We start from the raw sequence: 12,757 nt of genomic DNA, 5'->3' as shown, positions 1-12,757 counted from the left end.
CGCGGTACGCCGCTGACAAACAATGAAGCCGAGCGGTGCCTGCGCGGCAGCGTTATCATGCGTAAAATTTGCTACGGTACAAACTCAGATCGTGGCGATAAGTTCCGTTCACGCTTGCTATCAGTGATAGAAACGAGCAAGAAGCGGGGCTTAAATGCGCTCAAAATGATTGAAACGATAGTCACCGCAGTGATGAAAAAGGGTGAATACCCAGATGTGTTTGGGTTGATATCGGATTAGTCAAGCTGGGGTTGGTGAAAGGTTACAGTGATTGGGAATATTTCCCTACGGTGATTTGAGTCGGATTATGTGATGGTTGAAGCAAGATTAGCAGCCAACTTTTCAGCTGGCTGTTAATTGATTAAGCAACTACTGCGAAGCTGACTGGGTATTCTGGCGATTCGTTTTAAGATCCATCCACAGGCTTCTGACGGTTGGGTCTATCAATCGGCTTATCGTACGCTTTACAGTCCACAATAAACCTAAGCCAACCAATGCGGTGAGCCAAAGGTTACTTACAAAGAACAATAACAAAGCCAAAATTCCCAACATTAACAAGCTGTTTCGCGCAGAACGAAAGCGACTGAAATTGTGCGTATTTAAAATCAATCGCTGCGGTAGGTGACGCTCTAATTGCGCCAAGGCATGAGCTTTTACGGTTGGATTTAAGAATTCAAGGGTGGCAGACTGTTCAGCGCCGTATTCCACAGTAAATACATCACTGTAATGATCACTTCTCACTCGGATAATATCATCAAACGGTATTTCCTTCAGTTTACCGTGGGCCGAGGTCAAAATTTGCTGCCAAGAGCCCCCTTGTTGATACAAGTGCTGTACATCATCGATGTGTTTTTTATGAATGGATAAAGAAGATAAGTGGTCACTGTTGTATACCACTAGGTAACCATCTTCAACGTCTAGCCAACTGTTCTCAGTATAAAAACCTTCAGGTAAATAGCCTTTAGGTTCGCGCGCGAAAATTAAAGCGAGTATGTAATTCAGCAGCACTGCAATTGGCACAACAATTAAAGCCACATTTAACGCTCTGTGTCCCAATGTTTCTTTTGCAATTTCGCTGGCTAGCTTGAATTCAGTCGTATTAATATCAGGTCTACCTGCTTGATACCAAACCTCTAATTGCTTTTTACCGGCGAGCTCGGTGTATTGCTCCGGCTCTATTTGCAACTCACCAAAAAAAAGCTGGTCGCCAACTAAAAAATCATAACGCACAAAATACACATCACGTGTTTTTATTCGGCCTTTTCGCCCATGGTACTCTTCGACATCTAGATACAGATCAGTAATATTGCCTTGTGCCGTTTCATGGTGCAGATAGAAAGATTGATGTTGTTTTAATGTTTGACCTTGCTGATAAACACCCATTGCTATTGCGAGCAATGCCGCGACAGCAATAACCAATTTTATTAGACGTTTTCGCTTTTGCCCAGGAGTGAGCATTTTCTTCGCCATTGCGTTGCCCATATAGATTTAAAATATTTATAAGCACATATTTTAAGCAAAATCTGACAAAAAACTGATTAATGCGACGAACGGTAATAATGTAAATGTTACAAAACAGCATGAAGTGCCACGTTTAACAAAATGACAACAGATCATAAAACCATTGTCATTTGCGTGTTTTATTATAATGAATAATATCGCTAATTTAGTTAAAGTCGCCATCTTGATATAAAGCATAAAAACAAGATATCGATCACGTTATGATTTAGATAAGTACCTCTGAAAAACTAGATAGAGCCCGTACTTTTTCAATATAGGGATGGATCGCACTGTCAGGTGTAATCAGGCTTAATTCTGTTGGTAAGCGCGTTGCGTATTGTAATGTTGGTACTAGCAACGCATCGGCAATACTAAAGTATTCTGAAGCAATAAACCCTTGTTGCGTCAGCTGATGCTCCACCACCTTAACGGCTTGTTCCGCATCCGGTTTGCGACTTGCCATACGTGATAGATTCGGGTTTTCCACTAAGCCATGCATATTTACAAATTCGAGTAGATAACGCCTAATAATAGCCCTGTCGATATCACCCACAGCCAAGGTTGCCCACATGTCTTGCTTAGCTTGTTGCTTTGGATCTGTGTCTAATAGCACTTCACCTTGTGATTTTTTAGCAAGATAGCGACAAATTGCTAAGCTTTCCGCCAACACAAAGTCTTGCTCAAATAAAATAGGCATACGGCCAAACGGATGCAGTCTAAAATGCGCAGCACTTTTCCATTCTATTTCTTGCTGCTGGTTTTTATAACCGATTTGATAGTCGATTTCTTTTAAGCGGCATACAAGCTCTACACTGCGCACGAAATTACTGCGTTGGTCGCCATAAATTATTACCTGACTCATTGGTTTTCCTTATCCTAAACGTTGGGTTAAGAATAGATGCCGATGCACCTTTCATCTTCATCAGAGTAAAAGTTGTGACAATATGTTCAAGAACATATTTTTAAGGTGTGGCATTGTAATCACCGCAATAGAATTCAGGAGGCACTATGGCATGGCAGCAAACCCATAAAGAGCAAACACGACAACGCATTTTGTCTAGTGCGGGCAAACTGTTTACCACGCAAGGTTATAAGCAAGTTTCCATTGATGATGTAATGAAAGACGCACAGCTTACGCGCGGCGCTTTTTATCACCATTTTAATTCAAAACAAGCTTTGTATAGTGAAGCGATTGTTTTCGCCGCACGCCAAGCTGGACAAAACCGCCAGCAAAAGAGTCTGTCCTTGCCCGACTTGATCCGCCGTTACCTATCAATGGAGCATGTTATTGCAACTGAAGATCCCTGCCCACTGGCTTTCTTAATATCAGATATTGGTCTGCAAGAAGAAGCGGCGAAACAAAGTTATGGCAAGGTGTTAGATGGGTTTGTGGCTCGGCTTAGTCTTCACTCTGGTATCGACGAAACTAAGGTGTTGCAGGCTGCCATAACGATGATCGGTGGCGTTGCCTTAGCTCGCTCAACAGCATCAGCACCGCAAGCACAAAATATACTCGATGCCGCTTATTGCAATGCACTGCGAGCACTTGAAATAATTAAATGAAGAAAACAGTCCCTGCTCGAAATCCAGCTCTTGTCGACTTTAAGTATATGAATAATTTATAAACATAATAAACCGATAGTAAATCAAAAAAACTGATAAGACTAATAAGTAAAGCAAGGTAATTAAATTACTACTTTATTGACCTAGAGGGGTATTTTTGTCGGTCGATAGACAGGGTTCGTAACTAAGTAACAAATAAAAAACCTTGACCAGCAGGCCAAGGTTTTAAATTTTATCTATTGGATGGCCTAATTAGAGGCTAGTTAGGCAATTAAATTAGCTTAGGAATACCTGGTAGCATACCTACAGCCGCCATTGCTAATGTACAGATTACAAAGGCAAGGCCTGGCACGATAATACGGTCAGAAACCGATAACGTCTTAGCACGGTCCTTATCACCAATCAGGCCATTGTTGTCTAGCAACATAGTCAGTGCCCACGCAAACACAGGGTTAGCAACAAAGGCAGCGAAGATACAAATACCTGCTGATTGACTGCTCTTAGAGTCTTTAACCATTTGCATGCCCGCCTCTAGTAGCGGTAAGAACACACCTACTAGTAATGCAATTGACATCACTGGACGCCATACCGTTACATCCATTGGGTAGCCCAATACTGCCACTATGATACATAATGCACCCAGTAGGATGGCACCAGCTGGAATGGGACGCTTCGCAATCGCGGCAGGGATCATGTAAGTACCCCAGCTTGATGTAATGTTACCACCCCCTAGTGCAGTACCAATCATTTGGCGTACAGAACAAGTGGTCATGGTGTCATCAACATCCATTAATACTTCTTCAGTCTTTTTCGGGTAGTTCAGCTCTTGGAAGATACGGTGACCTAAGAAATCAGGTGACCACATTGCAACAGCTAAGATGGCAAATGGTAATGACGCAATAAAGTGCTCTAGATTAGGTAAGCCTAACTGCCAACCTGTTTCAGTTGAGCCCCACCAGTAAACTGGGCTTAAGTTTGGTAAACCAGGCTCAGTCACAAATTTAAGATCTAAACCTGCACCCAAAGCAAAGGCGATGGCAATAGCAGCAATAGAACACAAAGGAATAGCTAGCCAACGCTTACCGATACGAGCCAAATAAGCATATAAAACAACATTTAAGGCTAATATGATAAAGGCAACATGGCTTAAGCTGTAATCCAAAGCGTGGCTGCTTTGCAAACCACCAGACCAATCAAATAAGGAGGTTATTTGGCTTTTCGCGCCCATGAAACCAAGGAACACCAGCAGACCACCGGCAACCCCGTCACTGGTGAGGTTAACCAGTTTCGAGCCGCCTTTAAAGTAAGCGAGAATTAAGCCAAACACCCCTAATAATATAGCTAACGCTAATGGGTGAGCACCCGCTAACGCGATAGCGCCGATTAACGGAATCATTGGACCGTGGTTACCGGCAAGGTTAGCTTTCGGGTTAATAAAACCTGAACTGATAATACAAAACAGTAAGGCTGGGATCAGCATTTCTACACGTACAACGGCGATAGCAAAGTCGGCACCTAGGTTTACGTGGTCCCATTTTTCCGTCAGGCCTGCGGCCCAAGCCTGCATTACTGCTGAGTACATCACCGTAATACCGATAGTGCCGGCAATGGCGGGAACTAAGTCTTCCCATTCAAAGCGAAAATCACGGCCCGGAAGATTTAAGCCCCAGCGGCGTGGCTTCATTATTTGTAATTCATGATCTAAGTAATCTGAGCGTGAAGCAAATTCAGAAGCCGGTTTATGCCGTTCCTGATATGTGCCCTCTGCAGCAGCGTCCTGTTTTGCTGTATCAGTCATAACGTCCTCGAGTATTTCAAGATAAAAAACTGTACTATCGGTTACGAATTAAAGTATGTTGCCAATTCGCTGCAAAATCCTTTGCAATGCCGATGTTCTATGACTAGAGAGACTAAGGAGACGAGGTAAATTAGTTAAACCAGTTTTACTTATTTACTTTATCATTTTTTCTTATATGAAATTTTCTCTGAAACAAATTGCTATCTTTGATGCCATTGCTGATACCGGCAGTGTCAGTGCGGCTGCTGCCCGTATTGCCATCAGTCAATCTGCCGCCAGCATGTCACTACAACAACTTGAGCAACAGGTTGGTACGCATCTGTTTGATCGTCAAGGTAAGCGCCTCGTGCTGAATTCGTGGGGGCTATGGCTCAGACCCAGAGCGAAAGCACTGTTGCAAGATGTGCATCAAATCGAAATGGGCCTGAATGCTAAGCATTCCTTAAGCGGTAAGTTACAACTTAGTGCTAGCCAAACCGTAGCTGAAAGCTTAATCCCTAAATTGATTAGTAACCTCGACAGCAACTTCCCGCAAATTCAAGTTAAGCTTCAAGTAAAAAACAGCCAACAAATCATTCAAGATGTGCGCAGCTTTAATATTGATTTAGGTGTGATCGAAGGACGTTGCGACGACAGTAAAATCAATCAAGAACTTTGGTGTGATGATGAACTGATCATCGTGGCTGCTGCGTCTCACCCTTATGCGCGCCAAGATGAAGTGTCATTTAGTCAATTAGAAGCCAGTAAATGGGTTTTGAGAGAGCCCGGCTCTGGCACTCGAGATGTATTTGATGCCGCTATCTTTAGCAAACTTGAGCACCTTGACGTCAGTAAAGAATATGACCACATTCCAACACTAATCGCCCTGATTGCTTCTGGTGAATATATTAGCTGTCTACCTGCACGCAGCTGTGCTGCTGGCATTAAGCAAGGTATGCTGCAAAAATTGAATATTAAGGGCTTAAGCCTAAAACGCCACTTTTCTTTTATTTGGCATAAAGATATGAACGATCATGCACTACGAGACTGCCTGATTAAGGAAGCTAAACGATTAATTAGATGATAATTAAGCGCAAAAACCTTCGCTTACCCCTTAAAATATGGCGCTGTCAACAAGCCAAAACCACGGCACTGTTGGATAGAGCTAGGCTAACAGCATAATCATAACGTTAGGCACTAGCTGCAATGGCGTGCAGCTAGATATTAAACTCGCTTACTTAAATCTTTAACATAAGGTTAATCATTACAGGCTACAGTAATGCGGGTTTACCAACTCATCTATTAAAATGAAAAATTTTACTTTTAGTGAAATTTTTTCTGTCGTTGGCCTTTCTATGTCGAAGCTGTAAAAAATGAACATTCAGCGACTTGTTAAATCGTGAAATCAAATAAAGCGCACTTTAAAAAGGATTTTATTTTGGACTCTATTGCAAAAAAGGAAAGAAATTTCAGCGTTGACACCCTCAGAGGGCTTGCATGTATCCTGCTCATTCTATGTCATGTAATAGGAGTCAATGCATTTAATGGGCTAAAAATAGAAGAAGGTTTTTTACGCCAAATCACCGACTTTCTTGCCTACATTAGAATGCCACTATTTACTTTTCTTTCTGGTTACATTTACGCCTACAGGCCATTTAATGGTGAGTTTAAAGAGTTTATCAGTGGCAAAGCCACTCGCTTACTTATTCCAATGTTTGTTGCTGGCACAAGCTATGCCCTAATGCACTCAATAACCAGTGGCGTCGAATATCGTTGGCTATACTTGCATATTTGTCCAGTGAATTTATATTGGTTTGTCGAATCATTGTTTCTGATATTCATGTTTATATCGATACTAGAGTCGATAAGACTGTTGGACAACAAGATTTCATTCTCTTTCTTATTTATTATTTTTTCCACTCTCTATATTTTAGATTTAAAGCTAAAACATAATTTTTTCTCCATTAATGGGGCTATCTACCTACTGCCGTACTTCATGGCAGGGCTTGCATGTTACCGATTCAAACTTAAATTACCAAAACTATATCTTGCTGTACTCCTATCGGTTTCGACTTATGCTCTTTTAGGCGTATTGGATATTTTTGCAAAAGAAGATACAAAAAGCATTATAGGATTAATCATTGGACTTCTCGCATGCTATAGCCTATTAAAATCAGGCTGGAAGAATAAATTCCTTAGCTACATAGGCCACTACTCTTTCAGTATATACCTATACCATATCTTTTTTACTGTGCTATCAAAAAAGGTATTAAACGCACTATCAATAGATAACACATTGTTACTAATAACATCTGGAGTAATTATAGGTATCTCACTCCCTATAATTATTGAAAAATTGGTATCAAGAAACAAATATTCACACTTCCTGGCGTTAGGAGTGTGGAAAAATAAGGTTAAAAACAAAGAAGTGAATTTTGATTGAAAATCAAAAGCCATATAGAAGCCGCTACAGCTGAAGCTGTAGCGGTGACAGACTAGTTTGGATTATCAGAAATTTTTATTTTTGATAATTCAGTCATCATGTTTTTCGCTACAAACCCCGACACGTCTTCAATGGATTCATTATGAATATTCAATCGTCCCCATATATCCATTGAGGCGATATTTCCTAATGTATAGCTACTTGTATTTTCGCACATAAACTCTAGTTGTTTATTTGATAAGCCAACAAATTCTTGCCAAAAGCCATTTTTAAAAAAATCAGCATTTATACTATTTTCAGATTGAGTATGAACTCGAAATGCGTACTTTTTTCTCTTCACTAATTCTTCGCTCAAACCTTGAATTCCAGCTTGGCGAACAATATGCTTTGATATATGAAAAGGATGACGAATATCACCAAATTTCCAGCTACGTCTAATTTTATGCTTAACTGGTAAGTTTGCTGCAAATTTTAAAATTGATTCATCTAAAAAAGGAAAACGAGATTCTATTGAATTCATCATTCCCATTCGATCATTTCGCCAAAGTAACGCATGCAAGGTTGTCGTCAATAATTTAAGGCTTTGCGCCTGCAATCGGTGCTGTGATTTAGGCAATGCCAAAACCGATTGGTTAATTTTATACTCATCCTCAAGTTGCTCGTAATCTAACTGCATATCATTTAATTGACTTAAATATTTATTTTTTATTGCCTGCTGCTGGGATTGTGAGCCAGGAATTTTAGAATACAGTCGATTAAACCAATTCCATGGAGAATTGATTGCCTGATCAAAAGCAGCCCTCACATGAACAGGGTAACCTAAAAATAATTCATCAGCCCCTTCTCCTGTCAACACAGCTTTCTCACCATTTTTATATGCTAGAGCTGTTAAATTACCAAAAGGAACCGCATGAGGATTAATCGTAACTGGGGCATCGTTGAACCAAGTTGTTTTTACCCAATCACGCAGAAACATTTCAGGCTCAAAATTATAAATATGTAATTGGGTCCCAATTTCACCTACCAATTTTTTTGCATATTCTATTTCGCTATGCCGGCCAGTAACATTTACTGAATATGCCTGCAACTTTGCACCTAACTTCTTCGCTTCCATTGCAATTAAAGATGAATCAATGCCTCCAGACACAAAAGCACCAATCGAAGCATCCGCAACTAACATTTTTTCCACTGAATTGGTAAATAATGATGCGAACTCGTTAGATACTTCATGATCAGATAGCCTATCCAACTCATTGTAATAGGCTAGATCGACCAAATCAGCAGGATGAAACCAAACATTAGACTCAACGTTTCCAGCAGCATCAAATACCATTGTAGTACCAGGAGTAAGTTGTTTAATACCCTTGAACAAAGTTCTGCTTCGACTACGTTCAGCGTGGCCTGATAATCCAGCAATCACCATTGGGTGATCAACCTTAACATCGACTACATTTTTTATTGATTTTAGTTCAGAGGAAAAGAGAACAGAGTCATTTTTAATCGTATAAAATAATGGTTTTATTCCCAATCTATCACGGACAAGATAAAGCTTATTTATTTCGTTGTCGAAAAATGCAAATGAGAACATACCTTCTATTTTTTCCAGTGTTTTTTCGACACCAAAGTAAATCAAACTGTAAAATAACACTTCAGTATCTGTGCTAGATAAGAAGTTAATATTAAAATTCAATTCAATTTCTTTTCTTATTTTTTTAAAGTTATATATCTCACCATTGTATACCAATGAATACCGATTATTGTAAAAGGGTTGGTGTCCATTCTCAGAAAAGTCAAGTAAGCTCAATCTTGTGTGAGCGAGGCATAATGCCCCAAATGACTTTACAGCTTGATGGTCTGGACCCCGATGATGTAGAGCTGAAGCCATATTTGATACAGTTTGCAGGTCTGCGACTTGATTATGAAATGAAAATTGTCCAGCAATACCACACATAGATTCCCTTCTTATATATAAGTTTAAGTGAGTTAACTAGTGGTAATATAACCGATTGAACCAACATTAGTGAACTATAAAAACATTAATTAGTGCTTCTGGAACGAGCAAGCTGAAGGGAAAAGTAGCTACTTATTATTGGTTAAATAATCATTGATAAATAAATATGCCACATCCGTTATAGGGTAAACATTAGTTTTGGAAACACGGACAAGTCTAGGCCATGAAATCAAACAAAGTGCCTACTTTTCTTTCTGATCCGCTACTATCAAAACCAAATAGTTCATTGGTTTTGTTGCTAGCAAAATCTTTAATCGCAAATTGCATCGCGCTCACTAACTCGTCCAATTCATTTTGTAATGGTTTTAGTTGCTGTTCTTTATCGCCTGCAGCTATTTCGGTACTGTAACGAATATCATTCATCGACTGCTTAACCCTCTGTATACCTTCTAGGATGGTTTCTTGAGTCGCTGGAGTACCGTTGGAATCTTCATTTTCAGCCGCATCTGGCAAGGTCGTCGGCTTATTGGGCTCTTTAACCTCCTCTGCCACTTTATTTTTATCTGGCAAACCGTAAGCCAGACCGGGTTGGTTGTAAGCATTTAGTTTCACGACATCCCCTTTTAACGTCAAAATGTTAACGATTATCAAATTTACTGGCCACAAGTAATAAACAAAGCAAAACCTATGCCAGAGAATATGACTAATAATAAAAAGCTTTAAAATAAAACCCAAAAAAGCACGCTCACCCCGCTTTTTCATTTAAATAACAATCATTGTCGATTGACATATAATGTCGCACAGCTATGATGAGACCACCTCAACCAATTAAAGAAAAAACCCTACAAATGAAAAAGTTTTTTATTATGTTCGCGATGATTTTTGCCGTCGGCTTGGTGAGCAGCCCAGTTGTTGAAGCAAAGAAATTCGGTGGCAGTAAATCAATCGGTAAAAGCCATAAAACGGCCCCAGCACAGCCTGCTGCGCCAAATAAACCGGCGGCAGCACCAGCAGGAACACCTGGTAAAAAAGGCTTAATGGGCGGCATGCTAGGCGGCCTATTAGCGGGTGGCTTACTCGCGGCACTCTTTATGGGTGGTGGTTTTGAGAATATTCAGATTATGGATATTCTGATCATCGCCTTAGTGGCCTTCGTCTTATTTAAAATATTCCGTGCTGTTATGGCATCAAAGGCAGGCGCACAACAACGACCCGCTTACGCCACTGCGAATCAGCAAAACCCAAATCAGTTCCGCCAACAAGCCGAACAAACGGGTTTTGCCAATACTGGCAGCAATGGTTTTGCCCAAGCGGCAACTGATGTCCCATTTGACTTGCCACCGGGATTTGATTTGGCAGGCTTTTTGGAAGGTGCTCGTAGCCACTACAAAACACTACAACAAGCTTGGAATGACAACGACTTAAGCAAGATCCAAGAGTATGTTTCCATTGAACTCTACAACGAGCTAAGCAGCCAACGCCGAGAGTTAGCCGGTGCACAACACACTGAAGTCATGTTTATGGATGCTGAACTAGTACGTGCTACTCATAGCGCGAGCCTAGCGGAAGTCAGTGTTAAGTTCAGCGGTCGCTACCGTGACACGGTGGAAGGCGTAGAAGAAGACATTAAGGAAGTGTGGCACTTAGAGCGCAATGCCGCTCAAGCCGACGCTCCTTGGTTAATCGTGGGTATTGAGCAGTAAATAAAACCAATATACCTCAAGATACCTCAAGATGGAGGATTCAGAGCCGCTCATTCTTTTTACTTTGAGGCAAAAAGACGAAGTAATGGTGCTCCCTTGCGAGGCTTTTTAACGAAAAAATGAACATAATGAGCGGCTCCCAAAGGGCGAGTTGTGTAGGCTGTTATGCTTTGTTGCTGATTTTCAACGTAGGATAACTATGTCTCAAATCAGCGTCGCGCCTAACAGCTTACAAATTCTCGCTGAACAAGTATCTTGAGGTAACTTGGGTATAAATATCAGCCCCTTTGCTTAGCAAAGGGGTTATCGCTTCTCTAACTTCGTGAAACAACCAAACATACTATGCATTAAGCTAAGCTATTATTTAACGCCTTGTTTATAATAAGGGGAGATCCCTACTCAAGGAACCAAGTTGCGCCAAGTTAATATAACAAGTCATGAAAAACTCTCATTTAAACTGAAGCATCAGTTAAACAAAGGTGAACAGCGTCGCCTCGATTTATATTTTTCCCTGCCTAAAGAAATGGGCATTAACAGTAATACGCTCTCGGAAACCGAATACTTTAACTCAGCAATCACAGGTCAACGCGCCTACTTTACCCAAGGTTTACATTTACCTTTGTTACATACTCGGTTTGCCAGCCGCATGAAACGCTCTCCTGATGAATACCGAGTTAACCTTAACTTATTTGCCTATCAATACCTGGTCGCCCTAGATACAGATATTGCTGAAGCCTTGATTTTGGAAGACAGTGAGTATACTCATGCCTTTTACGATGCCGCCTTAGTGCTGGCTTCAAACAGCTTAACAATTTTAAAAAAATTGCGTCGTAACGCGCCCAACGATGTAAAGCTCAATGCAATATTTGAAAACGTTGATAATTACCTTTCTTGGTACACCGAACAGTCATTACTCAAAATGCTGGCACAAAAACCACGTCAATCGGATTACAGCCAACAACGTAATGAGTTACTGCAATTTTGTGAGCAAGAAAATAAATACCGTTTGAGCCTTAATTACAATTCCACCTCAACCCTTAACGACCCCAACCGCATCTCAAATAAAATGCGCTTATTACGTCGACTCATTGAGCATGGTGTCGTATTTCGTGAACAAACCACAGCTTTAGGTAGCATCACTCGAAAAGTGGTAACGGGAGTCGCAACCGCCTTGGTGATGACAGTAGTGCTAACACTTATCATCAAAACCCAAGGGGCGCTGAGTGGCATTACTTCAGTGATGATTCTAGTGCTTTCCGTTATCTATGGCGTGCGAGAAGTGTTTAAAGATGATTTCAAAAACATGCTTTGGCGCTGGATCAGACGTGGTAAACCGAAGTGGCTGCGCACCCTGAAAGACACGGTTAACCAAACAGAAATGGCCAAGCAAAAAATTTGGCTCGACTACATCCGCTCACGTAAGTTGCCAAAACAAGCACAAGAGTTGTTAGCAAGACGTCATACCCAAAACCAACAAAGTGCTGAACTACTGCATTACCGCCTAGAAACTCGCGTCGCTAATTCCGAGTTTCAACCTGGCTATGAGTCGTTAGAAGAAACCATCATTTTTAGCTTACGGCCACTGGCGCGTTATTTAGAGCGAGGCCAAGGTAAACTATTCGAACTCAATGGTGAGAAGATTCAAAAAACGGCCATCGAACGACGCTACCAGATAAATGTCATTATCGCCCTCAATCAAGGATTTGCTGAGGAGGAATTTGAACGTTATAAGATCACCCTAAACCGCTCTGGCATTATAGATGTAGAGCACGCCGGGACGTATCAAAAACCGGTAGCAAAAGAGCCAGAGCAGTAGGCGG

At 40.9% G+C, this 12,757-nt stretch carries 10 protein-coding genes and 1 pseudogene; 6 read left to right on the top strand and 5 right to left on the bottom strand.

What is annotated here, in order from left to right:
• Nucleotides 1-240: pseudogene (locus tag Q4519_RS09915) on the top strand (IS66 family transposase); the annotation flags it as partial.
• A gap of 129 nt (nt 241-369) precedes the next feature.
• Here the strand turns inward: Q4519_RS09915 and Q4519_RS09910 are convergent.
• On the bottom strand, nt 370-1,470 hold the full coding sequence (locus tag Q4519_RS09910) for a hypothetical protein (RefSeq protein WP_303511885.1): 1,101 nt from the start codon (nt 1,468-1,470) through the stop codon (nt 370-372).
• A gap of 256 nt (nt 1,471-1,726) precedes the next feature.
• Nucleotides 1,727-2,362 carry a glutathione S-transferase family protein gene (locus Q4519_RS09905; protein WP_303511884.1) on the bottom strand — a complete coding sequence of 212 codons (636 nt, stop codon included), beginning with the start codon at nt 2,360-2,362 and terminating at the stop codon, nt 1,727-1,729.
• Nucleotides 2,363-2,508: 146 nt separating this feature from the next.
• Between Q4519_RS09905 and Q4519_RS09900 the strand changes: the two genes are divergently transcribed.
• The gene (locus Q4519_RS09900) at nt 2,509-3,063 is read left to right on the top strand and encodes a TetR/AcrR family transcriptional regulator (RefSeq protein ID WP_303511882.1); all 555 of its coding nucleotides are present in this window, start codon (nt 2,509-2,511) and stop codon (nt 3,061-3,063) included.
• 271 nt (nt 3,064-3,334) lie between these two features.
• On the opposite strand, the gene Q4519_RS09895 is transcribed toward Q4519_RS09900, so the two are convergent.
• Nucleotides 3,335-4,861 (bottom strand): DUF3360 family protein, encoded by a 1,527-nt coding sequence (locus Q4519_RS09895; RefSeq protein ID WP_303511881.1) that lies wholly within the window; start codon nt 4,859-4,861, stop codon nt 3,335-3,337.
• 175 nt (nt 4,862-5,036) lie between these two features.
• Here Q4519_RS09895 and Q4519_RS09890 point away from each other — a divergent pair, with 175 nt between their 5' ends.
• Both Q4519_RS09890 and Q4519_RS09885 read left to right on the top strand, forming a co-directional pair.
• Nucleotides 5,037-5,924, top strand: a complete 888-nt coding sequence (locus Q4519_RS09890) for a LysR substrate-binding domain-containing protein (protein ID WP_303511880.1) — start codon at nt 5,037-5,039, stop codon at nt 5,922-5,924.
• Nucleotides 5,925-6,278: 354 nt separating this feature from the next.
• Nucleotides 6,279-7,283: an acyltransferase family protein gene (locus Q4519_RS09885; RefSeq protein WP_303511878.1), complete on the top strand. Its 1,005-nt coding sequence runs from the start codon at nt 6,279-6,281 to the stop codon at nt 7,281-7,283.
• A 52-nt stretch (nt 7,284-7,335) separates the two neighbouring features.
• Here the strand turns inward: Q4519_RS09885 and asnB are convergent, their stop codons facing one another.
• Together asnB and Q4519_RS09875 are read right to left on the bottom strand one after the other, a co-directional pair.
• On the bottom strand, nt 7,336-9,234 hold the full coding sequence (gene asnB, locus Q4519_RS09880; RefSeq protein ID WP_303511876.1) for an asparagine synthase (glutamine-hydrolyzing): 1,899 nt from the start codon (nt 9,232-9,234) through the stop codon (nt 7,336-7,338).
• Between the two features lie 216 nt (nt 9,235-9,450).
• A complete protein-coding gene (locus tag Q4519_RS09875; RefSeq protein ID WP_232802042.1) occupies nt 9,451-9,846 on the bottom strand; it encodes a hypothetical protein in 396 nt (131 codons plus the stop codon).
• Between the two features lie 236 nt (nt 9,847-10,082).
• Between Q4519_RS09875 and Q4519_RS09870 the strand changes: the two genes are divergently transcribed.
• Nucleotides 10,083-10,937 carry a Tim44 domain-containing protein gene (locus Q4519_RS09870; RefSeq protein ID WP_232802043.1) on the top strand — a complete coding sequence of 285 codons (855 nt, stop codon included), beginning with the start codon at nt 10,083-10,085 and terminating at the stop codon, nt 10,935-10,937.
• A 412-nt stretch (nt 10,938-11,349) separates the two neighbouring features.
• Nucleotides 11,350-12,753 carry a hypothetical protein gene (locus tag Q4519_RS09865; protein ID WP_303511874.1) on the top strand — a complete coding sequence of 468 codons (1,404 nt, stop codon included), beginning with the start codon at nt 11,350-11,352 and terminating at the stop codon, nt 12,751-12,753.
• Nucleotides 12,754-12,757 lie beyond the last annotated feature (4 nt).

Source organism: Motilimonas sp. 1_MG-2023, assembly GCF_030547455.1.
GTDB lineage: Bacteria > Pseudomonadota > Gammaproteobacteria > Enterobacterales > CBDFNC01 > Motilimonas.
Note: the sequence above shows the minus strand (reverse complement) of the source record. Positions and strands in the feature narration are given on the sequence as shown.

Excerpts from the sequence above, each read along its gene's own strand:
- Q4519_RS09910 (WP_303511885.1), bottom strand. The coding sequence starts at position 1,470 with ATGGCGAAGAAAATGCTCACTCCTGGGCAAAAGCGAAAACGTCTAATA.
- Q4519_RS09905 (WP_303511884.1), bottom strand. The coding sequence starts at position 2,362 with ATGAGTCAGGTAATAATTTATGGCGACCAACGCAGTAATTTCGTGCGC.
- Q4519_RS09900 (WP_303511882.1), top strand. The coding sequence starts at position 2,509 with ATGGCATGGCAGCAAACCCATAAAGAGCAAACACGACAACGCATTTTG.
- Q4519_RS09895 (WP_303511881.1), bottom strand. The coding sequence starts at position 4,861 with ATGACTGATACAGCAAAACAGGACGCTGCTGCAGAGGGCACATATCAG.
- Q4519_RS09890 (WP_303511880.1), top strand. The coding sequence starts at position 5,037 with ATGAAATTTTCTCTGAAACAAATTGCTATCTTTGATGCCATTGCTGAT.
- asnB (WP_303511876.1), bottom strand. The coding sequence starts at position 9,234 with ATGTGTGGTATTGCTGGACAATTTTCATTTCATAATCAAGTCGCAGAC.
- Q4519_RS09870 (WP_232802043.1), top strand. The coding sequence starts at position 10,083 with ATGAAAAAGTTTTTTATTATGTTCGCGATGATTTTTGCCGTCGGCTTG.